This is a genomic window from Actinomadura xylanilytica, assembly GCF_030283145.1.
In the GTDB taxonomy this organism is placed as follows: Bacteria; Actinomycetota; Actinomycetes; order Streptosporangiales; family Streptosporangiaceae; genus Spirillospora; species Spirillospora xylanilytica.
The window spans coordinates 1435167-1457164 of record NZ_JASNWE010000002.1 but is presented as its reverse complement, the minus strand read 5'-3'; the positions used below and the strand labels follow the sequence as shown (position 1 = coordinate 1457164).

The window sequence follows — 21998 nt, the reverse complement described above, 5'->3', positions numbered from 1 at the left end:
CGCCAACCGTACCTATCGCCCGATTCGCCCTCAGTGCCCGGATGCCACCTCGATTCACGAAACGTGAAGTCTCTCCCGGACCTGGCCGGACGCCTTCTAGACAGGACTCCATGCCAGACATACGTCCAGCCCGGTCCACCGCCTGGCGCCCAGTGGCGCTGCTGATGTTCGGCGTGGGCTGGGGCGCCAACCAGTTCGCCTCTCTCCTGGCCTTCTACACCGAACGGCTCGATCTGGGCGGCGGGAGTGCCCAGGCCATGTTCGGCATCTACGCGGTCGCCCTCGTGCCGGGTCTCGCGCTGGGCGGCCCGGCATCCGACCGGTACGGACGCCGGCGGCTGGCCCTCCCGTTCGCCTCCGTCTCCGTCCTGGTGACCCTCGTGCTCATGGCGGGCGCTACCGCCCCTTGGCTGCTCTACACGGGGCGCTTCCTAGCGGGCATCGTCACTGGGGCCGTGCTCGCGTCCGGTACTGCGTGGGTGAAGGAACTCTCTCCTGCGTCGGGCACCCGGCTCACCGCCCTGGCCGTCTCGGCGGGGTTCGGCGCAGGTCCGCTGACCTCGGCGCTGATCGCGCAGTGGGCGCCCAACCCGCTGGTCACCGCCTACCTGCCGCATCTGCTGATCATGCTGGTGGGCGTCCCGCTGGCGTTCCGGGTCCCTGAGACCCGGCCGCGGGCCATCCGGCCGGAGACCGCCGTCGTCCCCGGTGGCGGGCCGTCCGCGCCCCCGGCCGGCGCGCCGGTGCCCGACGGCGGCGGCGCCCGCACGGCCGCCGGGACCATGACCGCGCCCAGCGGACCCGCCCCGGTCCTGAGCGTCCCGGATCGGCCGCGGCGGGGGACGGGCGTCCGGGATCCCGCGTTCAGGCGGAGGATCGCACCGGTGGCGGTCTGGGCCTTCGCCGCGCCCGTCACCGCGTTCACCGTGCTCCCCGTCGAGGCTCCCGTTGGGCACCTGCGGATCGCGTACACGGGGTTGATGACGGCGATCACGCTCGGCGCGGGGATGGCGGCGCAGCCCGTGGCGCGGCGCCTGGACGCCCGCCGCACGCGGCTGGTCGCGCAGGCCGGGCTGGGGTCCGTCACGGCCGGGATGCTGGTGGCGGCGCTGACGGTCGCGCTGGGGCAGCCGCTGCTGAACACCGTCGCGGCGATCCTGCTCGGCGCCGGATACGGGTTCATCCTGACCTACAGCCTGGGCGAGGTGGCCCGCATCGCGAGGCCGGGCGAGCTGGCGGGCCTCACCGCCGTCGCCTACGCGCTGATCTACGTGGGGATGTTCACGCCCCTCGTGCTGACCGCGCTGAACCACCTGGTCCCGATGGTCGCCCTGCTGCTCTGCCTGGCTGCGCTCTGCGGCCTGTCGGCGCTGTACGTGACCCTCGTGTCCCGCCGGGCGGGCGTCTGATCACCCGCCTGGACGGACCGCCTGGACGGCCCGGCGGCGGGCGGCGGCGGCCCGCGGCCGGCCGGTCAGCCGGAGCCGCCGATGTTGCGCTGGTAGATCAGGCGCAGGCCGACGAGGGTCAGCCAGGGCTCGAAGGTGTCGATGCTGCGCGACTCCTCCAGCACCAGGGGGGCGAGGCCGCCGGTCGCGATGACGGTGACCTCGTCCGGCTCGCCCGTGAGCTCGCCCGTCATGCGCTCGACGATGCCGTCGACCTGCCCGGCGAAGCCGAAGATGATGCCGGACTGCAACGCCTCCACCGTGTTCTTGGCGATCACACTGCGCGGCCGGACCAGCTCGATCTTGTGCAGCTGGGCGCCGCGGGCCGACAGCGCGTCGATGGAGATCTCGATGCCCGGCGCGATCGCGCCGCCCACGTACTCGCCCTTGGCCGAGACCGCGTCGAAGGTGGTGGCGGTGCCGAAGTCGACCACGATCGCGGGGCCGCCGTGCAGGTGCACGGCGGCCAGCGCGTTCACGATGCGGTCGGCGCCGACCTCCTTGGGGTTGTCCATCCGGACCGGCACGCCGGTCTTGACGCCGGGCTCGACGATCACTGCGGCCACGTCGCCGTAGTAGCGGCGGCACATCTCCCGCATCTCGTGCAGGACGGACGGGACGGTCGAGCACAGCGCGATGCCGCTGATGTCGGTGTCGGCCAGCAGCGGGCTCTGCTGGACCAGGCCCTGGAGCACCACCGCGATCTCGTCGGCGGTCCGCCGCGGATCGGTGTTGATCCTCCAGTGCTCGATCACCTCCTCGCCCTCGAACAGTCCGAGGACGGTGTTGGTGTTACCGACGTCGATGGTGAGCAGCATCCGGTCCCCGCTGATCAGGAGAAGTCAAGGCCGATGTCGAGCACGCGGGCCGAGTGGGTCAACGCGCCCACAGCAAGGTAGTCCACACCGGTCACGGCGACGTCTCGGGCCCCGTCCAAACCGAGCCCGCCGCTCGCCTCCAGCTCGGCCCGGCCCGCCACCAGCCGGACCGCCTCGGTCATGTCGGCGATCGACATGTTGTCCAGCAGGATCGACCCGGCCCCGGCCGCGAGCGCCTCCTCCACCTGGGCCAGGGTGTCGCACTCGACCTGCACGTGCAGGGCCGGGTAGACCGCGCGGATCGCCTCGTACGCCTTGGTGACCGACCCGGCCGCCGCCACGTGGTTGTCCTTGATCAGCGCGGAGTCGGCCAGCCCCATCCGGTGGTTGACGCCCCCGCCGCAGCGCACCGCGTACTTCTGGAGGGCGCGCAGGCCGGGCAGCGTCTTGCGGCTGTCCCGGACCCTGGCCTTGGTGCCCGCCATCGCGTCGGTCCAGCGCCGGGTGGCGGTCGCGATCCCGGACAGGTGGGTGAGCAGGTTGAGGGCGGTGCGCTCGGCGCGCAGCACCGCGCGGGTCGGGCCGGAGACCGAGATCAGCACGTCCCCGGCGGCGATCCGGTCCCCGTCGGCGACCCTGGCCTCGTAGTGGACGCCGAGCAGTTCCAGGACGGTCTCGGCGGCCGGGATCCCGGCGGCGACGCCGGCCTCGCGGGCGGTGAAGTCGCCGGTCGAGGTCTGCTCCGCCGAGAAGATCGGCTCGCTGGTGACGTCGATCTCGCCGTCCTCGGCGAGCGCGACGCGCGCCAGGTTCTCCACAGCCTGTGGATCGAGCCCTGCGGCCCGCAGCTTCGCGTCCAGTTCCGGTGTCATGCGTTCTCCTCGGGGGCCTCGGGCCGGTAGGTGGTCGTCAGGGTTCCGGCGCCGCCCAGGCGCGTGGTCAGGCGGCCACGCCAGGCGGCGTCGTCGCGGTCGGGAAAGTCCTCCCGCCAGTGGCTGCCCCGGGTCTCCTCGCGGCGCAGCGCGGCGCGGGCGATCGCGGACGCCACGGTGTGCAGGTTGGTGACCTCCCACGCTGCCACACCTGGACGCGCCCCTTCGGACGGCCCCGCGGGATGCGGCTCCGCCAGGCGGTCCAGGTCGCGGACGGCGTCGGCCAGGTCGCCGGCACGGCGCAGGACTCCGACCCGGGCGGTCATCGTCCACTGGATGTCGCCCCGTACGGACGGGTCGACGAGCGTCCCCTCTGCGGCGTGTATAGGGGGAAACTCGTCCGGGACGGGCGACGCGGCGAGCTCGTCCCCTAGGGCGGCGGCTATGCGTTCGGCGAAGACCAGGCCCTCCAGTAGGGAGTTGGACGCCAGACGGTTGGCCCCGTGCACGCCCGTGCAGGCGACTTCGCCGCAGGCGAACAATCCGGGCACGGACGTGCGTCCGGACAGGTCCGTCCTCACTCCGCCGCTTGCGTGGTGCGCGGCCGGGACGACCGGGATCGGTTCGTTCACCGGGTCGATCCCGTGATGGCGGCAGGCGGCCAGGATGGTCGGGAAGCGGCGCTCCCACATGCGGGCGCCGAAGTGCCGGCCATCGAGCAGCATGTGGGACGCGCCCGTCTCCCGCATCCGCGTCATGATCCCCTTGACGACGACGTCGCGCGGGGCGAGCTCGGCCAGCTCGTGCCGGCCGGCCATGAACCGCCCGCCGGCGTGGTCGATCAGATGGGCGCCCTCGCCGCGGACCGCCTCGGAGATCAGCGGCTGCTGGCCGCGCGCCCCCTCGCCCAGCCACAGCACCGTCGGGTGGAACTGGACGAACTCCAGGTCGGCGACGTCCGCGCCGGCCCGCAGCGCCAGCGCGACGCCGTCGCCCGTGGACACCTCCGGGTTGGTGGTGGCGGAGAACACCTGCCCGAGCCCGCCGGTGGCGAGGACGACGGCGCGGGCGCGCACGGCGCCGACGCCGCCGGGCTGCCCCTCGCCCATCACGTGCAGCGTGATCCCGGTGGCCCGCCCGCCCGCGTCGCGCAGCAGGTCGAGCACCAGCGCGTGCTCGATGACCTCCACGTCGGCGTCCTTGAGCGCGGCGAGCAGGGCGCGGCTGATCTCCGCCCCGGTCGCGTCGCCGCCCGCGTGCGCGATCCGCCGCCGGTGATGGCCGCCCTCCCTGGTCAGCGCGATGTCGCCGGCGCTGGAGCGGTCGAACTCGGTGCCGAGCGCGATCAGCCGCCGGACCGCGTCCGGCCCCTCGTCGACCAGGACCCGGACCGCGTCGCGGTCGCACAGCCCGACCCCGGCGGTGAGGGTGTCGGCCAGGTGCTCGGCGGGAGTGTCGTCCGGCGCCAGCGCGGCGGCGATCCCGCCCTGGGCCCAGCGGGTGGAGCCCGCGTCCAGCAGGGCCTTGGTGACCAGCAGCACCCGTCCGTGCGGCCGGCAGCGCAGCGCCGCGACCAGCCCGGCGATGCCGGACCCGATCACGACGATGTCGGTGTCCGCGGTCCATCCGGGGGCGGGTGCGGCGAGAAGACGGGGGATCATTCGCCCTCCTCGGGGCTCGATTCTCGTCATTGTGACATTAACCCCGGGGCGGCCCCGCGCCCGACCCCCCGGAAACGGCGGAACGGCCGCACCGCCACCCGTGGAGGTGGCAGTGCGGCCGCTCCGGCCGGACGGTTGCGCGCCGGGGGATGCTCCTATGGACGTCAGCCGTGGATCAGGTCGCCGCGCAGCCCGGCGGCACCCGGGACCGGCTCGGCCGGGTCCGAGCCCAGCGAGATGATCTTGTTGGCGCCGTCCACGTGCACCACCTGCGGCCGGAACTCGCGGGCCTCGGCGTCGCTGAGCTGCGCGTAGCTGATGATGATCACCAGGTCACCGGGCTGCACCAGCCGGGCCGCCGCCCCGTTGATGCCGATCACGCCCGAGCCGCGCTCGCCCGCGATCAGGTAGGTCTCCAGCCGCGCGCCGTTGTCGATGTCGACCACGTGCACCTGCTCGCCGGGCAGCAGGTCGGCGGCGTCCAGCAGGTCCTGGTCGATGGTCAGCGAACCCACGTAGTGCAGGTCGGCCTGGGTCACCGTGGCACGGTGGATCTTCGACTTGAACATCGTCCGGAACATCAGGACTCCTTCGCGGTGCCGAACTGGAGGGCAATATTGTCGATCAGATGGGTGGCGCCGACCCGGCCCGCCACGGCGAGCACCGCCGGTCCGGCGTGCGCGGGGGCGACCTCGGTGAACGTGGCCGGATCGACCAGGACCAGGTAGTCGAGCTCGAAGGGGGGCTCGGCGTCCGCGGCCTCGCCGAGCACCGCGCGCGCCGCGTCCAGCACCGCGCCGGGGCCGTCCGCGGTCGCGTCCGCACCCGCCCGCAGCGCCTGCCACAGGGCCAGCCCGGTGCGCCGGTCGGCCGCCGAGAGGTAGCGGTTGCGGCTCGACAGCGCCAGCCCGTCCGGCTCCCGGACGGTCGGACCGCCCACGACCTCGACGGGCAGGTCGAGATCGGCGACCATCCGGCCGATCAGCGCGAGCTGCTGGGCGTCCTTCTCCCCGAAGACCGCCACGTCCGGGCGCACCAGATTGAACAACTTCAGCACCACGGTGAGCATTCCATCGAAGTGGCCGGGCCGGGCCGCGCCCTCCACCACCCCGCCCATCGCGCCCGAATGGACCGTGACCTGCGGCGCGTCCGGGTACATGGCCTCCCTGGTGGGCGCGAACACCACGTCCACGCCCTCGGCCTCACACGCCTCGATGTCGCCCGCGAGCGTGCGCGGGTAACGGTCGAAGTCCTCGTCCGGGCCGAACTGGAGGGGGTTGACGAAGATGCTGACCGCGACGCTGTCGGCGAGCTGCCGCGCCCTGCGGATCAGCGACCGGTGGCCCTCGTGCAGCGCCCCCATGGTCGGCACGAGCGCCAGCGTGCCCGCCATGCCGTCCCGGACCGCGGCGAGCTCGGCCCGGTCGGTGGCGATGACGGGCATCACAGCCGCGCTCCCGGGCATCCGCCGCCGCGACGGCGGTCACCCTTGAAACGCGCGCCGCTGCTGCGGCGGCCGGTCCGGCTGTCGGCGCCCTGACGGTCGCTCACGGATCCTCCTCGGTCAATCGGCGAGCACTTCGAGGAGCCGCGCGGCGTCCTCGGGCTTGAGCATCCCGGCGCCGAGCGCCCGGTCGGCGGTGAGACGGGCCAGCGCGACGTAGGCGCGGCGTCCCTCCGGCGACTCCCGTCCCAGTTCGCGCACGTGGTCGGCGACGGTGCCCGCGTCGCCCCGCGCGACCGGGCCGGTGAGGCCGTCGATGCCGAGCCGCAGCGCGTTGTCGAGCGAGGCGCCGAGCAGCGGCCCGAGCATCCGGCCGGGCTCGGCGACACCGACCGCGCGCAGCAGGTCCATCGCCTCCACGACCAGTGTGACCAGGTGGTTGGCGCCTCCGGCGAGGGCCGCGTGGTAGAGCGGGCGGCGCTCCTCGGGAATCCAGGCCGGCTCGCCGCCCATCTCCAGCACCAGCGCCTCGGCGACCGGCCGCAGCGGCTCGGGCGCGGTCACCCCGAACGCGATGCCGGTGAGCCGGCTCACATCGTCGGGACGTCCCGTGAAGGTCATCACCGGATGCAGCGCGAGCGGCAGCCCCCCGGCCCGGGTGACCGGTTCGAGGACGTCGGTGCCGTACCGCCCGCTGGTGTGCACGACGAGCCTGCCCGCGACGGGGACCTCGACCCCGGCCAGCCCGGCCGCCAGATCGGGCAGGGCGTCGTCCGGGACGGTCAGCAGCACCAGGTCGGCGGCCTCCACGACCTCCTGCGGCGCCACCAGCGCGGCGTCCGGGAGCCGGTCCCGGACGCGGAGCCGGGAGCGGTCGGAGACCGCGGCGGCGGCCACCACCCGGTGCCCCGCGCGGGCGAGCGCCACGCCGAGCGCAGTGCCGACCCGGCCCGCGCCGACGATGCCGACCGACAGGCGTGCAGGACGGTCCTCAGGCCGGGGCTCGGCCCCGTTTCCGGGCGTGGCGGACAGCGGCGGGACGTGTGGATCCATCGTTCTCGTTCCAGTCCTCAGGTAGGTACCGGACGTGCGCGGTCCAGGGTACCCGCGTCCCGACGGCAGGGGGCGGACCGGGGCCGTGCCCCCGATCCGCCCCGGCGCCACGCCCGGCACCATGGCCCGCGCGGTGCTCCTCGGGCGAGGGTCAGTCGTGGGCGAGGGACTCGACGATGGACGCTCTGGCGGCGCGGCGGGCGGGCAGGACCGCGGCGAGCATCCCGGCGGCGCCCGCGAGCACGACGAACCCGACGATCTGGAGGTAGGGGACGGCGAACACCGCGTCGTCGGCCATCGCCCGGGTGGCCGCCCAGCCGAAGACCGTGCCGAGCAGCACCCCGGTGACCGCGCCGATCACCGCCATCACCAGCGCCTCCACCGAGAGCATCCGGCGGAGCTGGCGCTTGGTCAGGCCGAGGGCGCGCAGCAGCGCCGACTCCCGGGTCCGCTCGACCACCGAGAGGGTGAGGGTGTTGGCGATGCCGAACAGCGCGATGACGACGGCGAGGCCGAGCAGCCCGGCGAAGATCATCAGCACCATGTCGATGGCCTTGGTGAACTCCTCCTTGATCTCGGCGGCGGAGCCGACCTTCACCGTCGGGTACGGGCGGGCCGCGTCCTGCACGGCCTCGCGCGCCGCGGCGGCGGTCGCCCCGTCCGCGGCCTTGACGTAGATCTGCGAGGGGTCGCGCACGCTGAAGTAGCGGTCGAAGTCGCGGCCCGGCACCAGCAGACCGGTCAGCGGCGTGTCGCCGCCGAAGACCCCCGCGATCCGCACCGGCACGGTCCCGTGGTCGGTCTTGATCTGGACGGTCCGGCCCTTGGCCAGGCCCTGCCGCGCGGCGGTGTCCTTGTCCGCGAGCGCGGTGCCGGGCTGGAGGTCGGCGGCCGAGCCGCTGACGAAGCTCGGCTTGATCACGGTGCCGAGCGGAGGGCCGCCGAGGGTGTTGACCGTCCCGTCGGCGGAGCCGATCCGGGTGTCCTTCTCCCGCTTCTCGATCACCGCGCCGATCTCGGGCCGGCCGGCCAGCCGCGCGGCGACCGCGTGCGGGACCCGCCGGTCGCCCTCGCCGAACTGGTTCTGGATCTGGAAGTCCACCGGGAACTGCGCGTCGAGCTGCCGTTCGCTGCTCGCCTTGCTGCTGGCCCCGACCACCGCGAACAGGCTCATCAGACCGACGCCGATGGTCAGCGCGATCGTCGTGGTCGCGGTCCGGCGCGGCGAGCGGCGCGCATTCTCCACCGCGAGCCTGCCGGGCACCCCGCCGAGCCGCGCCGGGATCGCCCCGGCCACCCGCCCGAACGGGCGGATCAGCGCCGGCATCACCGCGAGCACCGCGAGGAACACCAGCGCGCCGGCGCCGGCGACCGCGAACATCGACGCCACGCCCTTCTCCCCGCTCATGACGCCGGCCAGCCCGGCCAGGACGCCGAGGACGGCGCACAGCCCCGCGACGACGATCCGCGGCCACCCCAGCCGGAACCGGCCCGCGCCGGGCTCGGCGTCGCTCCGCAGCGCGGCGACCGGCGCCACCCGCGTCGCCGCGCGGGCGGGCAGCAGGGCCGACAGCACCGTGACGACGACGCCCACGGCCAGCCCGACCGCCACCGTGCGCGGCGCGAGCGTCACGCCGGCGGTCGGCATGTTCGCGCCGAAGGCGTTGAACAGCGCCATCGCGCCCGCGCCGATCCCGTACCCGGCGAGCAGCCCGAGCAGCGAGCCGACCACGCCGACCACGAACGACTCGGCGACCACCCCGCCGAACACCTGGCGGCGGGTCGCGCCCACGCAGCGCAGCAGCGCCATCTCCCGCATCCGCTGCGCGATCAGGATGGAGAAGGTGTTGTAGATCACCAGCGCCGAGACCAGCATCGCGACCAGCCCGAAGATCAGCAGCCCGGCCTGGATCACCTTGGTGTCGGCGCCCGCAGAGTCGGCCAGCCGCACCCCGAGCTCCTCGCCGGTGAGCACCTCGTACGAGCCGCCCACCGCCGCCGCGACCGCGGCCCGGTCCGCGCCGAGGACGTCGATCTCCTGGTAGGTCTTCCGGCCCGTCATCCGCAGCGCGGTCGCGGGCTCGAACCCGACCGCGCCCCGGAAGCTCGCCTCCTGGTCGATGCCGAAGTCGACCAGGCCGACGACGGCGAACCGGTGCGGCGCGTTGCCCTGGTCGAGCACCGTGACCTGGTCGCCGACGGTGAAGTGCTCGCGGCCGGCGGTGCGCGAGTCGACCACGGCCTCGGCGCGCGTGCGCGGCACCCGGCCCTTGTCGAGCTCGTAGCGCAGCAGCCTCCCGTCCGGGACCGACATCCCGACGGTGGGGACGTCGCCGACGGCCTTGCCGTCCCGGCCGACGAGCGCCGCGTCGCCCTGGACCAGCCCGTGCACGCCGGTCACGCCCGGCACGCCCCGCACGCGCTCCATCAGGCCCGCGGGCAGCTCTCCGCCGGAACCGCCCTTGGGCCGGACGGCGACGTCCACCTTGTCTGCCGACCGCGCGAACGTCCGCTGGACGCCGCTGTCCATGGTGTCGGTCAGCACGAACGTGCCGGCGATGAAGCCCACGCCCAGCGTGATCGCGACCGCGGTGAGCAGCAGCCGCAGCGGGCGGGCCCGCAGGCCGGCGAGGGTCGTCCTCAGCATCGGCTCAACCCCCCAGGCTCTTGAGCCGGTCGAGCACGGTGTCCGGCGTCGGCTCGAACAGCTCGGTGACGATCAGCCCGTCGCGCAGGAACACCACCCGGTCGGCGTACGCGGCGGCGACCGGGTCGTGGGTGACCATCACGATCGTCTGGCCCATCTCGCGCACCGAGGAGCGCAGGAAGGCGAGCACCTCGGCGCCGGCGCGCGAGTCGAGGTTGCCGGTCGGCTCGTCCGCGAAGATCACCTCGGGCCGGGAGACCAGCGCCCGCGCGCACGCGACCCGCTGCTGCTGCCCGCCCGACAGCTCGCTCGGCCGGTGGCTCAGCCGGTCTTTCAGCCCGACCACCTCGACGACGTGCTCGAACCACGCCTGGTCGACCTTGCGGCCCGCCAGCTCCAGCGGAAGCGTGATGTTCCGCTCGGCGCTGAGCGTGGGCAGCAGGTTGAACGCCTGGAAGACGAACCCGACCCGCTCGCGGCGCACCATCGTGAGCTGCTTGTCGCTCATCCCGGTGATCTCGGCGTCGCCGAGCGCGACGCTCCCCCCGCTGACGGTGTCGAGCCCCGCCAGGCAGTGCATCAGCGTGGACTTCCCGGACCCGGACGGCCCCATGATCGCGGTGAACGCGCCCCGGGCGAACCCGACGCTGACCCCGCGCAGCGCGTGCACGGCCGCGCCGCCGGCGCCGTACACCTTGGTCACCTCCGTGGCCACGACGGCGGGCGCCGCGGCGGTCCCGGGCGCACCTCCGGGAGGACTGGCGAACGTGCTGGTCACAGCGGCTCCTTAGCGACTCGGGTGATCCCGTTCAACGCTAGGAACCCGCGCGCCCGCCGCCATCGCCCGAGCGTCCACGCCCGGAGTCATCTCTCCGGCTGGTGCGCCCGCCCGCGTACGACTTGAGTCGTACGTCGCCGTCAGCCCTCAGCCGACCCCGCCCGCGCACCGGCGACCTTGCCGGGCCGCCGTCACTCGTCGCGGTCGGACTGGCCGCTTCTCACCAGGCCGGTCTCGTACGCGAACACGACCGCCTGCACCCGGTCGCGCAGCCCGAGCTTCATCAGGATGCGGCCCATGTGCGTCTTGACCGTCGCCTCCGACACGAACAGCCGCCCGGCGATCTCCGCGTTCGACATGCCCCGCGCGACCAGTCGGAGCACCTCGCCCTCCCGGTCGGTCAGCGAGTCGAGCGCGCCGCTCGCCTCCCGCTCGGCGTCCGGCAGGTGCATCGCGAACCGGTCGAGCAGGCGCTTGGTGGTGCTCGGGGCCACCACCGCGTCGCCCGAGTGCACCGACCGGATCGCCTCCATGAGCTGCGCCGGCCCGGCGTCCTTGAGCAGGAACCCGCCCGCGCCCGCCTTGATCGCCGCGAACGCGTACTCGTCCAGGTCGAAGGTGGTCAGGATGATCACCTTCGGGCCGGCGCCGGCCGCGGCCGGACGGCCGCCCGCGCGGGTGATGCGCCGGGTGGCCTCGATCCCGTCCATCCGGGGCATCCGCACGTCCATCAGCACCACGTCGACGGCCGTGCCGCGCAGCAGGTCGAGCGCCTGGACGCCGTCGCCCGCCTCGCCGACCACCTCGATGTCGGGCTGGGCGTCGAGCACCATGGTGAAGCCCGCGCGGACCAGCTCCTGGTCGTCGACGAGGAGCACCCGGATCGGGGGCGGCTCCTCCATCGCGTCCCAGCCGCCCGCCGGCGCGCCTCCGGGCCCGTCGAGCTCGCTCACGTGCGTACCTCCTCGCGTACCGGGACCCGTGCGGACACCTCGAAGCCGCCGCCCGGCCGAGGTCCGGCCCGGACCTCGCCGCCGTACACCGCGGCGCGCTCCCGCATGCCCGCCAGGCCATGCCCGCGGCCGTCGCCGACCGCGGCGGCGCCCCGGCCGTCGTCGACGACGCCGACCTCGATCGCGCCGTCCAGATAGCGCAGCCGGACCGTGGCGGTGGCACGGGGGCCGCCGTGCTTGAGGGTATTGGTCAGCGCCTCCTGCACGATCCGGTACACCGTCAGCTGCCGGCCCTCCGACGCCGCCTCCGGCACGCCCTCGATCTCCAGCGAGACCGGCAGCCCGGAGCCGCGGACCTGGTCGACCAGGTCGGCGAGCTGATCCACGCCCGGCTGCGGCGCGTACGGCCCGCCGGCGTCGCCCTCGCGCAGCACCCCGAGCAGCCGGCGCATCTCGGCGAGCGCCTGCCGCCCGGTCGCCGAGATCGTCTCCAGCGCCTGCTGGGCCCGCCGGGTGTCGGTCCGGATGGCGAAGGACGCACCGTCGGCCTGCACCACGATCACGCTGACGTTGTGTGCCACGACGTCGTGCAGCTCCCGGGCGATGCGGGCCCGCTCGGCGGCCATCGCCATCTGGACCTCGGTGTCGCGCTCACGCTCCAGCCGCGCCGCCCGCTCCTCAAGGGAGCGCAGGTACGCCCGGCGGGTGCGCATGTGCAGCCCGAGGATCCACGTCCCGGCCACGAAGGCCGAGAGCATGAGCAGCGTGAACCGCTGGTCCACGCCGCCGGACGCGTACCCGAACGCCGCCAGCACCGCGCCGAACTCGACCACCAGCGCGGCGGCCAGCCCCCACCGGAACGAGCGGTCGGCGGCGATGGTGTACAGCCCCATCAGGATCGCGATGTTCGCCGGGATCGGCGGCATCTGCGCCAGCCACTGCGCGAAGCAGACCAGCGCGACCGCGGTGAACGACGCGCGGGGGAAGGTGCGCCGCAGGACCAGCGGACCCACCAGGAACAGGGCGAGCAGCATCAGCGTCGAGCCGCCCACCCCGCCGGCCCCGCCCCCCGCCGCCTCGGGGATCATCAGCAGCAGGAGCGGCGCCGCGAACCCCGCGTCCACCAGCGGCTTCTTGCCGCGCCACCACTCCCACGCTCTGCCCACCATAGGCACAGGGTATGTTCGCGCTGGTCAGCACGGGATCAGCCTGAAGTCGGACCCGGGTGGCCCGAAGGGAGGGTCTCCCGGCCCGCGGCCCGCACGCGGTGGCGCAGGGTAACGTCGCACGCGTGACGGGGTGGGCGACATGGCGGTCCGCGATGGAGCGGGCCCTGTACGGGCAGGACGGCTTCTACCGTCGAGGGGAACGCCCCGCCGAGCACTTCCGCACCTCGGTGCACGCCTCCGCCCGCTTCGCGGCGGCGTTCGGCAGACTGCTCGCCGAGGTCGACGCCGCCCTCGGCCGTCCCGGACGGCTCGACCTGATCGATGTGGGCGCCGGTTCCGGCCGCCTGCTCACCGGCATCCTCGCCGCCGCCGAGCCCGAACTCGCCGCCCGCCTCGCGCCGACCGCCGTGGAGATCGCGCCCCGGCCCGCCGGGGTCCCGGACCGGATCGCCTGGCGCGCCGACCTGCCCGGCACGGTCAACGGCCTGGTGATCGCCAACGAATGGCTCGACAACGTGCCGCTGGACGTGGTCGAGCAGACCCCCGACGGCCCCCGCACCATGCTGGTCGATCCCGCCACCGGCGCCGAACGGCCCGGCGCCGCGCCGTCCCCCGAGGATCGTGACTGGCTGGAGCTCTGGTGGCCGCTGCGCGAGCCGGGCGACCGGGCCGAGATCGGGCATCCGCGCTGCTCGGCGTGGGCCTCGGTGGTCGGACGGCTGGACCGCGGCGTGGCCGTCGCCGTCGACTACTCGCACACCCGCGCGTCCCGCCCGGTGTACGGGACGCTGGCCGGCTACCGGGACGGCTCGACGGTGCCCGCCGTCCCGGACGGCTCGTGCGACGTGACCGCGCACGTCGCGCTCGACGCCTGCACCGCGGCGGGCGAACGCGCGGGGGCCACGTCCACGCTGCTCACCACCCAGCGGACCGCTCTGCGCGCCCTCGGCCTCTCAGGCACGCGCCCCCCGCTCGACCTCGCGCACCGCGACCCGCGCGGCTACCTGTCGGCGCTGTGCTCGGCCGGGGAGGACGCCGAGCTCATCGACCCGGCGGGCCTGGGCGGCTTCGGGTGGCTCGTCCAGGCCGTCGGTGTCCCTCTCCCCTGCTCCCTGCCCGGCTGACGGGTCCCCCGCCTAGGTCCTGTCTCAAAGTGCCTCGGCCGTCGCGCGAGCGCGTTATCTGGCCGGTGGGGCGAAGCCGGAGGCGAGCCCCACCGGCCAGATCGCGAAGCGATGCAGCGCTCGCCCAAGCACGGTCGGCGCCCGAGCCGCCAGGCGAGAACGCCGGGCCGGGCTTTAAAACACGGCCTAGCACTCCACGTGCAGCGCCTCCAGGCCGCGCAGCACGAAACCGGGCTTCCACTCCGGCTCGGTGACGGCGCGCAGTTCCGGCGCGAGCCGGAGCAGGGCGCCGTACGACTCCGACAGCTCGATCCGGGCGAGCGGGGCGCCCAGGCAGTAGTGGATGCCCAGGCCGAACGTGATGTGCGGGTTGGGGTCCCTGGACAGGTCGAGCCGGTCGGGATCGGTGAACACCTCCGGATCGCGGTTGGCCGAGGCGAACTGCAAGGCGACCTCGGCACCGCGCGGGATGTCGACCCCGCCGACGGTGATGTCCTCCAGCACCCACCGCTCGAACATCGGCGCGGGGGTGTCGTACCGCATCAGTTCCTCCACCGCGGTCCGGACGAGGGTACGGTCGGCGCGCAGCCGGGCCAGCTCGCCCGGGTTGCGCAACAGCGCCCACCAGCCGTTCCCGGTCGCGTTCACGGTCGCCTCGTGCCCGGCGTTGAGCAGCAGCACGCACGTCCCGACCAGCTCGTCCTCGCTCAGCCGGTCGCCGTCGTCGACGACCTGGGCGAGCGCGCTGATCAGGTCGTCCCGCGGATCCCGCCGGCGCGCCCGCGCCAGTTCCCGCAGGTAGGCGGAGAACTCCGTCGCCGCCCGGACGGCCGTCCGCTGCGCCTCCATCGGCGGGTTCAGCTCGTACATCCCGCAGATGTCGGCCGACCAGGGCCGCAGCAGGTCCCGGTCCTCGACCGGCACGCCCAGCATCTCGGCGATCACGTTCACCGGCAGCGGCTCGGCGACCTCGGCGAGCAGGTTCCCGCCGCCCTTGGCCGCCAGCGCCCCCGCCAGCTCCTCGGCCAGCCCGCGGATCATCGGCCGCAGTCCCTCGACCATCCGCACGGTGAACGCCTTCGACACCAGCCTGCGGAGCCGCGTGTGCGTGGGCGGCTCGACGTCCAGCATCCCGGCCCTGACCAGGTCCCAGAACGGCTTGAGGAACTCCGGCTCGGGCTCCCGCCCGAACTCCTCGTGCCCCGCGACGTGCAGGTACCCGCGCCCCAGCCGCCGGTCGCGCAGCAACGCGCCGACGTCCGCGTGCCGGGTGATCACCCACTGCCCGGTCGCCTCGTCGTAGAACACCGGCCGCTCGGCCCGAAGCCGCTCGAACACTGGATACGGATTTGCCACGAAACCGGGCGCCCACGGGTCATAGGCCACATCGCTCATCCCCGAACGATAGAGCCCCCCCGACCCCTCCCAGGCCGCCCCGGACCGGTCCCACGACCACTCCGTCCCACATCAGGCAGACCCCGCCGACCCCGCTCTCTCCGGGCCGAGATGGCGGGCGAGGGTCTCCAGCGCGGCGGCGACCTCCGCGGCGCGCGCGGGGTCGCCGGTGCCGAGCGCGGCGGCCAGCGCGACGTCGATGGTGGTCGCCCGAACCTCCGCCACGCGCGCCGAGACCTCCTCGGACTTGCGGACCAGGAGGCGGCGGCGGTCGGCTGGGTCGGGCGCGGCCACGATCGACCCGGTCTCCCGGAGCCGCGCGACGGCGGTCGAGACCTGGCTCTGCGGCAGCCCGGTGCGCTCGGCGATCTCGCCGATCGCGCTGTCCGCATGCGCGGCGACGTCGCTCAGCACGATCAGGACGGCGCGGGTGCCGCCCTTGTGCTCGCCGCGCGGGGCGGGCATCGCCTCTTCACCGATCTTCATCAGGGTGCGGCCCAGCAGGAACAGCTCGACTCCGTTCATCCGCCCAACTTACATCCCCTTAGATACATCCATCTTGATGCATCTATTTAGATGCGTTACGGTGGGGGCAACCCCAAGGAGGAACCCATCATGAAGACCGCCACACTCCCCGTCCCCGGCGCCGACCTCTACTACGAGCTCCGCGGGGACGGCCCGCTGCTGCTCATCTCCCAGAGCGGCGAGGGGGACGCCCGCCGCTCGTCCGACCTCGTCGACAACCTCGTCGACCGGTTCACCGTCCTCACCTACGACCGCCGGGGCCTGTCCCGCAGCACCCGCACGGACCCGGCCCTCCCCGTCAGCCCCGAGACCAACGCGGACGACCTGCACCACCTTCTGGCCGCCGTCACCGACGAGCCCGCCCTCATGCTCGGATGCAGCCTCGGCGCCCTCTACGGCCTGCACCTGGCCGCCGCGCACCCCGGCCAGATCTCCACGCTCGTCGCGCACGACCCCGCCACCCCCGGGCTGCTCCCGTCCGCCGAACGCGACCGCGTCGCACGCACGCTGGAAGAGATCTCCGCCGTCCACCGCCGGGACGGCTGGCAGGCCGCAATGCGGAGGATCGCCGCCTTCACCGGCATCGACATGGCCACCATGAAGACCGAGCCCGAGGTCACGCTCCCCCCGATCACCCCCGAACGGGTCACCAACATCGAGTTCTTCCTCAGCAACGACCTGGACGGGCTCGCCCACAGCACCCTGGACGCGGGCGACGTCGCCCGGACCGCCGGCACCCGCGTCATCCCCTCCGCCGGCCGCGACTCGGCGAACGCCTGGAACCACCGCTGTGCAGAAGAGCTCGCGCGGCTCCTCGACGTCCCCATCACCCACTTCCCGGGAGGCCACAACGGCAACACGACCTTCCCCCGGGCCTTCGCCGCCCGCCTGAAGGAAGTGCTCGCCTGAGCCGGGCCGCGCTCAGCGGGCCGCCCAGTGGGCCGGGTCGCCGCCGGAACGGCGCGCGGCCCGGGCCCGATGCGCGGTCGACTCCACAATCGCGCGCGCCTCACCGAGGTCGCGCCCGGCGGCGGCCACCCTGACCGGCCCGGGCGGCGCGTCCACGTGGACGGTCGCCAGGCGCAGCAGCCGCTGGAGCGGGTTCACAGTGAGCCGCACGCTCTGCGCCCGCACATGGGCGATCACGTCGGTGCGCCGACACGGCCAGCCGTGCCGGGTCACGAACACCGTGTCGTCGGTGCCCGCCCCGTCCGCGTGGTCCAGCGCCACGGACCGGGCCGAGGCGGGCAGCAGCGGGACGGCGTCGACATCGCTGCCGGGGAACACCTGCGAGATCAGCCCCACCGCCACCGACCGCGGCGCCACCGGCAGCAGCGTGGACGACAGCGCCTGACGATCGCCCGCGTACCCGGCCACGGTGACGTCGAGCCGCACCCAGCCGAACGCGCGCCAGATCGCCGGCTCGACCATCCCGACCGCCTGCACCCGGCCCGGCGGCAGCGTCTGCATCCGGGTCTCCAGCAACCCGTACCGGAGCCGGATGCCGTCGGGCGACATCGCCACCTTGAAGTTGGCGTACATCACCAGCGGCGCCACCACCCCGCGGATCAGCCCCAGCAGGGCCGGAACCGTGACCGCGAGCATCCCGACCTCCCGGTACGCCACCAGGAGCACCAGGGAGGCAGGGAACAGCAGCGCCGTCCCGATCACCGGCAGCCGCAGCACCAGCGACCCGAGCAGCGCCCCGAACGGAACCTGCCACACAGGACGCTCGGGCGCCTCCGGGGTATGACCGGGCAGCCCGGCCGCGCGCGCGAGCAGCTCGGCCCGGAGCTGCTGCGCCGCGTTCCGTCCCAGGTAACGCAGCGCGATCTCGCTCTGCGCACCACCGGCCAGCTCCACCCGCACCTCGGCGAGCGCGAACACCCGCGTCACCAGGGGCCGCACCACATCGATCGCCTGGACCCGCGAAAGCGGGATCCGCCGCTTCCTCTTGCGCAGCAGCCCGGTCTCCACCACCAGGTCCTCGCCATCGACCCGGAACCGCAGCGAAAGCCAGGCCCACAGCCCCGACCCGACGGCGATCACCATCATGGGCGCCATCACGAGCACGAACCGGAGGAGCACCACCGGGCTGAGCACCTGCGTGACACCTCCGCTCCGCTGGGTCAGCAACAGCGGGAAGCCCAGCAGCACGAAGCCGATGACCATGAAGACGAACGCCCGCAACGGAGCCGTGGCCCAATGCAGCCGATGCGTCCCCTCAGAGAACCGAACCGGAGGCGGCCGATACCCGTACCCCGGCGGAGGTCCCCCGCGATATGGCCCGTAGCCCTGGACATGAGGCGGCATCCCACCAGCCCCATAAGGCACGCCCACCCCTACCGGCGCCCCAACGAACCCGGGACCACCAGGAGGAACGGGCGGCGAGCCCCCCGCAACAGCCGAACCACCTCGCAGCCCGGCCGCGAACGGCGGACCCGCGGGCGGCACGGGAGGCCGGGCAGTGGGATCCCCGCGGTCGAAGCTCACAGGCCCATGCTCCGCTCCTCGCCCTTCTGGGCGAGGCGGTCGCGGAGCAGCGCGGCCTCGGCCGCGGGGAGCCCGGGGATGGTGGCGTCGGTGGCCGCCGCCGCGGTGTGCATGCGGACGGTCGCGATGCCCATCCAGCGTTCCAGCAGCCCGGCGGTCACGTCGACGAACTGCATCCGTCCGTACGGGACGACGATGAGGCGCTTGACGAACACGCCGCGCGTCACGATGAGGTCGTCGGCGCGTTCGGCGTAGCCGAGCGAGCGGCAGGCCAGTTCGGCGACGATCCCGGCGAGGGCGACGCTGACGATGACCGCGGCGACCCACAGCGCGGCGCCGGGCAGCCCGGCATTGCGGGAGACCAGGAACGCGCCGAGGGCCGCGATCGGCACCGCGGTGAGGGCGGCGCTCGTCGCCCGGTGCCACGTGTGCCGTTTGGAGATGCGCGACCATGGCAGCCCGCCGCCCGAGGCGAACGCCTGATCGGCGGCATAGACCGGGGGTGGCGCGCCCGGGGGGTGGGGCGCGGTTGCCATCGGAGGTGGGGACGCGCCGGGCCCAGGCCCCTGCGAAGGGCCGGGAAAGGGCGGGTTCGGATGATGCATCGCCAGTTCGCCATGACTTGCGTTCATTGCCCCCTAGTCAACCGGAAACCGCGCACCGCCCGCCATGGGACCATGGAGACGTGATCGGAGCGGCGAGGACGCGACCATGAGCACCGAACGGATCGTCGGGATCGGAGCGGGCGCCAAGGAGCTCGCCACCGAGGACATGACCCTCAACATCGGCCCGCAGCACCCGTCCACGCATGGCGTGCTGCGGCTGCGGCTGACGCTGGACGGCGAGCGCATCTCCGCGGCCGAGCCGATCATCGGCTACATGCACCGGGGTGCGGAGAAGCTGTTCGAGGTGCGCGACTTCCGGCAGATCATCGTGCTGGCCAACCGGCACGACTGGCTGTCGGCGTTCTCCAGCGAGCTCGGCGTGGTGCTCGCGGTGGAGCGGATGCTGGGCATGGAGGTGCCCGCGCGGGCGGTATGGGCGCGGACGCTGCTGGCCGAGCTCAACCGGGTGCTCAACCACCTGATGTTCCTGGGCTCCTATCCGCTCGAGGTGGGCGCGATCACGCCGATCTTCTACGCGTTCCGGGAACGCGAGACCCTTCAGCGGGTCATGGAGGAGATCGCCGGCGGCCGGATGCACTACATGTTCAACCGGGTCGGCGGCCTGAAGGAGGAGCTGCCCGCGGGCTGGACGGGCCGGGCGCGGCACGCGGTCGGCGACGTGCGGGCCCGGATGTCGGACCTCGCCGACCTGATCATGGGGAACGAGATCTTCCGGGCGCGGACCCGCGGCGTCGGGGTCATCACGCGCGAGCAGATCCTCCAGTACGGGGTGTCCGGGCCCATCGCGCGCGCGGCGGGCGTCGACTTCGACCTGCGGCGGGACGAACCGTACCTGGCGTACGGCGAGCTCGCCCCGCGGGTGGTGACGCGGTCGGAGGGCGACTGCCTGGCCCGGTTCGAATGCCTCCTCGACCAGGTGTACGCCTCGCTCGACCTGGCCGAGGCGTGCCTGGACCGGCTGGCCGAGCTGCCGCCGGGCCCGATCAACCAGCGACTGCCCAAGGTGCTGAAGGTGCCCGAGGGCCACACCTACGCGTGGACCGAGAACCCGCTCGGCATCAACGGCTACTACCTGGTGTCGCGGGGCGAGAAGACCCCGTGGCGGCTGAAGCTGCGGTCGGCCTCGTTCAACAACGTGCAGGTGCTGGCCGAGCTGCTGCCGGGCCATCTGGTCGCCGACATGATCGCCATTCTCGGATCGATGTTCTTCGTCGTCGGCGACATCGACAAGTAGCCGCCCCACCTCAGGCGGCCTCGCCCCAGGCGGCCCCACCTCAGACAGCGTCGTCCCGGGCGGCGTCGGGACGGGCGGCGTCGTCCCGGGCGGCCTCATCCGGTCAGCCTCGGCACGAGCCGTTCGAGCTGGTCGACGGCGGCGGGCAGGTCGGGTGCGAACGGGTGCAGCAGCACGTGGTCGGCGCCCGCGGCCAGGTGGGCCCGCAGCCGGTCGGCGACGGCGGCCTCGTCGCCCCAGGCCAGGACCGCGTCGACGAACCGGTCGCTGCGATCGCCGCCCAGGTCGTCGTCGCCGTATCCGAGCCGCCGGTAGTGCCGGGTGTACGGGCTCTCGGCCATGGCGCCGCCCCCGGCGGACAGCATCGCGCGCAACCTGCCGCGCGCCCTGTCCGGATCGGTGTCGAGCGTCAGGATCTGGTGCGGGACGAGCAGCGCGCCCGGCCGCAGGGCCTTGCGCGCGAGCGCCGTGTGCTCCAGCGGCTGAAGGAAGGGGTGCACGCCGTCGGCGCGCTCGCCGGCCAGCTCGTGCGCCTTGGGACCGAGGGCGGCCAGGACGCGCGGGTAGTCGACCTCGGGGAGGATCGACGTCGCGGCGTCCATCGCGTCGAGGTACTCGCGCAGTCGCTTCAGCGGGCGCTCGCCGCTCTGCCCGCCGAGCCCGAGGATGAAGCGGCCCGGATACGCCTCGGCGAGCGTCGCGGCGCCACCGCGCATGGCGACCGGGTCGCGCATCCCGATGTTGGCGATGCCGGTGCCGACGACGAGCCGCTCGGTCGCGGCCAGCATCAGGCCGTGCTGGCTGAACGCCTCACGTCCGCCCGCCGACGAGACCGCCGGCGGCTCACCGCTCCACAGCGACCCGTAGCCGAGCCCCTCGATCCGGGCGAACTGCGCGCGCTGCACGGGCACGGGCGTCCTCAGCAACGTGTCCGGCGCGATCCAGACGCCGAACGGGCCGAGCCGCCGCCTGATCTCGTCCATGCTGATCACGACTCCCTCCACCGTTAACCGGAGGCTGCCTCCGGCCTGTCCACGGCTACAATAAGGAGGCAGACTCCGGTTGGCAACTCGAGGAGAGCAAGGTGGGCGAAACCGCGCCAAAGCCGATGCGCGCGGACGCACGGCGCAACTACGACCGGCTCCTCAACGAGGCGCGCACGGCCTTCGCCGAGCGCGGCATCGAGTCGTCCCTCGAAGACGTCGCACGGCACGCCGGCGTCGGGATCGGCACGCTCTACCGGCACTTCCCGACCCGTGACTCCCTGCTCGAAGCCCTGCTGCGCGAGCGCTTCGACGAGCTCAAGGCCAAGGGCCAGAGCATGCTCGACCGGCCCCCGGGCCGAACGGTGCTGATCGACTGGGCCCGGTCGTTCATCGAGATCAGTACGACCTACCCGGGCCTGACCGCGGCGCTCACGACGACGCTGCGCGACGAGACGTCCGATCTGCACGCGTCCTGCACGGCGATGCGCAAGGCCGGCACGGCACTGCTGACGCAGGCCCAGGAGGCGGGGGAGATCCGCGCCGACATCGACGCCATGGAGTTCTTCGCCCTCGTGCACGGTGTCACGTGGGGTAACGAGAAGGCGTTCGGCGGCGACCCCGGCCACCTCGACAGGCTCCTCGGCATGGTCCTGGACGGGCTCACCCCGGCCGCCGCCCTCTCATCGGAGGGCGGCCCGCCACCCGGCCACGGAACGCCCGCTCGCCACGCAGCACATCCGTGAACCGAGAACGCCCAGCGCGAACGTCAAGC

The 21998-nt window shown here is 73.7% G+C and carries 18 protein-coding genes and 1 pseudogene; 5 read left to right on the top strand and 14 right to left on the bottom strand.

The window, feature by feature from the left end; translation table 11 throughout:
- Window positions 1–110 precede the first annotated feature (110 nt).
- Window positions 111–1409: an MFS transporter gene (locus QP090_RS17885; protein WP_285940051.1), complete on the top strand. Its 1299-nt coding sequence runs from the start codon at window positions 111–113 to the stop codon at window positions 1407–1409.
- A 65-nt stretch (window positions 1410–1474) separates the two neighbouring features.
- On the opposite strand, the gene QP090_RS17880 is transcribed toward QP090_RS17885, so the two are convergent.
- The 9 genes and pseudogenes from QP090_RS17880 to QP090_RS17835 form a co-directional block, all read right to left on the bottom strand.
- Window positions 1475–2266 (bottom strand): type III pantothenate kinase, encoded by a 792-nt coding sequence (locus QP090_RS17880; RefSeq protein WP_285940050.1) that lies wholly within the window; start codon window positions 2264–2266, stop codon window positions 1475–1477.
- A 14-nt stretch (window positions 2267–2280) separates the two neighbouring features.
- Window positions 2281–4799 (bottom strand): annotated as a pseudogene (locus tag QP090_RS17870) (L-aspartate oxidase).
- Between the two features lie 164 nt (window positions 4800–4963).
- On the bottom strand, window positions 4964–5380 hold the full coding sequence (gene panD, locus QP090_RS17865; RefSeq protein ID WP_285940047.1) for an aspartate 1-decarboxylase: 417 nt from the start codon (window positions 5378–5380) through the stop codon (window positions 4964–4966).
- Window positions 5380–6264: a pantoate--beta-alanine ligase gene (gene panC, locus QP090_RS17860; RefSeq protein ID WP_432763049.1), complete on the bottom strand. Its 885-nt coding sequence runs from the start codon at window positions 6262–6264 to the stop codon at window positions 5380–5382. The genes panD and panC overlap by 1 nt, the downstream gene beginning before the upstream one ends.
- 99 nt (window positions 6265–6363) lie before the next feature.
- Window positions 6364–7296, bottom strand: a complete 933-nt coding sequence (locus tag QP090_RS17855) for a Rossmann-like and DUF2520 domain-containing protein (protein ID WP_285940045.1) — start codon at window positions 7294–7296, stop codon at window positions 6364–6366.
- Window positions 7297–7447: 151 nt separating this feature from the next.
- A complete protein-coding gene (locus QP090_RS17850) occupies window positions 7448–9943 on the bottom strand; it encodes an ABC transporter permease (protein ID WP_285940044.1) in 2496 nt (831 codons plus the stop codon).
- Window positions 9944–9947: 4 nt separating this feature from the next.
- On the bottom strand, window positions 9948–10721 hold the full coding sequence (locus QP090_RS17845; RefSeq protein WP_285940043.1) for an ABC transporter ATP-binding protein: 774 nt from the start codon (window positions 10719–10721) through the stop codon (window positions 9948–9950).
- 191 nt (window positions 10722–10912) lie between these two features.
- On the bottom strand, window positions 10913–11623 hold the full coding sequence (locus QP090_RS17840; RefSeq protein WP_285940112.1) for a response regulator: 711 nt from the start codon (window positions 11621–11623) through the stop codon (window positions 10913–10915).
- Window positions 11624–11670: 47 nt separating this feature from the next.
- Window positions 11671–12843: a sensor histidine kinase gene (locus QP090_RS17835; protein ID WP_285940042.1), complete on the bottom strand. Its 1173-nt coding sequence runs from the start codon at window positions 12841–12843 to the stop codon at window positions 11671–11673.
- A 122-nt stretch (window positions 12844–12965) separates the two neighbouring features.
- Here QP090_RS17835 and QP090_RS17830 point away from each other — a divergent pair, with 122 nt between their 5' ends.
- Window positions 12966–13967: an SAM-dependent methyltransferase gene (locus tag QP090_RS17830; protein ID WP_285940041.1), complete on the top strand. Its 1002-nt coding sequence runs from the start codon at window positions 12966–12968 to the stop codon at window positions 13965–13967.
- A 186-nt stretch (window positions 13968–14153) separates the two neighbouring features.
- On the opposite strand, the gene QP090_RS17825 is transcribed toward QP090_RS17830, so the two are convergent.
- A complete protein-coding gene (locus QP090_RS17825; protein ID WP_285940040.1) occupies window positions 14154–15362 on the bottom strand; it encodes a cytochrome P450 in 1209 nt (402 codons plus the stop codon).
- Between the two features lie 72 nt (window positions 15363–15434).
- Window positions 15435–15887 (bottom strand): MarR family transcriptional regulator, encoded by a 453-nt coding sequence (locus QP090_RS17820; protein ID WP_285940039.1) that lies wholly within the window; start codon window positions 15885–15887, stop codon window positions 15435–15437.
- A gap of 90 nt (window positions 15888–15977) precedes the next feature.
- Between QP090_RS17820 and QP090_RS17815 the strand changes: the two genes are divergently transcribed.
- Entirely contained in the window at window positions 15978–16796 is an 819-nt protein-coding gene (locus tag QP090_RS17815; protein ID WP_285940038.1) for an alpha/beta fold hydrolase, read from the top strand.
- A 12-nt stretch (window positions 16797–16808) separates the two neighbouring features.
- Here QP090_RS17815 and QP090_RS17810 read toward each other — a convergent pair whose 3' ends face one another.
- Both QP090_RS17810 and QP090_RS17805 read right to left on the bottom strand, forming a co-directional pair.
- On the bottom strand, window positions 16809–18077 hold the full coding sequence (locus tag QP090_RS17810; protein WP_285940037.1) for a PH domain-containing protein: 1269 nt from the start codon (window positions 18075–18077) through the stop codon (window positions 16809–16811).
- 299 nt (window positions 18078–18376) lie between these two features.
- Entirely contained in the window at window positions 18377–18916 is a 540-nt protein-coding gene (locus tag QP090_RS17805; protein WP_285940036.1) for a PH domain-containing protein, read from the bottom strand.
- A 175-nt stretch (window positions 18917–19091) separates the two neighbouring features.
- Between QP090_RS17805 and QP090_RS17800 the strand changes: the two genes are divergently transcribed.
- Complete coding sequence (locus QP090_RS17800) at window positions 19092–20240, top strand: NADH-quinone oxidoreductase subunit D (RefSeq protein ID WP_285940035.1); 1149 nt, start codon at window positions 19092–19094, stop codon at window positions 20238–20240.
- A gap of 95 nt (window positions 20241–20335) precedes the next feature.
- Here the strand turns inward: QP090_RS17800 and QP090_RS17795 are convergent, their stop codons facing one another.
- Window positions 20336–21223 carry a TIGR03620 family F420-dependent LLM class oxidoreductase gene (locus tag QP090_RS17795; RefSeq protein ID WP_285940034.1) on the bottom strand — a complete coding sequence of 296 codons (888 nt, stop codon included), beginning with the start codon at window positions 21221–21223 and terminating at the stop codon, window positions 20336–20338.
- Window positions 21224–21324: 101 nt separating this feature from the next.
- On the opposite strand from QP090_RS17795, the gene QP090_RS17790 reads away from it, so the two are divergent.
- Entirely contained in the window at window positions 21325–21969 is a 645-nt protein-coding gene (locus QP090_RS17790; RefSeq protein ID WP_285940033.1) for a TetR/AcrR family transcriptional regulator, read from the top strand.
- Window positions 21970–21998 lie beyond the last annotated feature (29 nt).

Bases quoted from the DNA above. Each gene is read 5' to 3' on its own strand.
- QP090_RS17820 (WP_285940039.1), bottom strand. From the start codon at position 15,887: ATGAACGGAGTCGAGCTGTTCCTGCTGGGCCGCACCCTGATGAAGATC.
- QP090_RS17795 (WP_285940034.1), bottom strand. From the start codon at position 21,223: ATGGACGAGATCAGGCGGCGGCTCGGCCCGTTCGGCGTCTGGATCGCG.
- QP090_RS17840 (WP_285940112.1), bottom strand. From the start codon at position 11,623: ATGGAGGAGCCGCCCCCGATCCGGGTGCTCCTCGTCGACGACCAGGAG.
- QP090_RS17835 (WP_285940042.1), bottom strand. From the start codon at position 12,843: ATGGTGGGCAGAGCGTGGGAGTGGTGGCGCGGCAAGAAGCCGCTGGTG.
- QP090_RS17800 (WP_285940035.1), top strand. From the start codon at position 19,092: ATGAGCACCGAACGGATCGTCGGGATCGGAGCGGGCGCCAAGGAGCTC.
- QP090_RS17815 (WP_285940038.1), top strand. From the start codon at position 15,978: ATGAAGACCGCCACACTCCCCGTCCCCGGCGCCGACCTCTACTACGAG.
- QP090_RS17825 (WP_285940040.1), bottom strand. From the start codon at position 15,362: ATGAGCGATGTGGCCTATGACCCGTGGGCGCCCGGTTTCGTGGCAAAT.
- QP090_RS17850 (WP_285940044.1), bottom strand. From the start codon at position 9,943: ATGCTGAGGACGACCCTCGCCGGCCTGCGGGCCCGCCCGCTGCGGCTG.
- QP090_RS17885 (WP_285940051.1), top strand. From the start codon at position 111: ATGCCAGACATACGTCCAGCCCGGTCCACCGCCTGGCGCCCAGTGGCG.
- panC (WP_432763049.1), bottom strand. From the start codon at position 6,264: ATGCCCGGGAGCGCGGCTGTGATGCCCGTCATCGCCACCGACCGGGCC.
- QP090_RS17880 (WP_285940050.1), bottom strand. From the start codon at position 2,266: ATGCTGCTCACCATCGACGTCGGTAACACCAACACCGTCCTCGGACTG.
- QP090_RS17855 (WP_285940045.1), bottom strand. From the start codon at position 7,296: ATGGATCCACACGTCCCGCCGCTGTCCGCCACGCCCGGAAACGGGGCC.
- QP090_RS17805 (WP_285940036.1), bottom strand. From the start codon at position 18,916: ATGGCAACCGCGCCCCACCCCCCGGGCGCGCCACCCCCGGTCTATGCC.
- panD (WP_285940047.1), bottom strand. From the start codon at position 5,380: ATGTTCCGGACGATGTTCAAGTCGAAGATCCACCGTGCCACGGTGACC.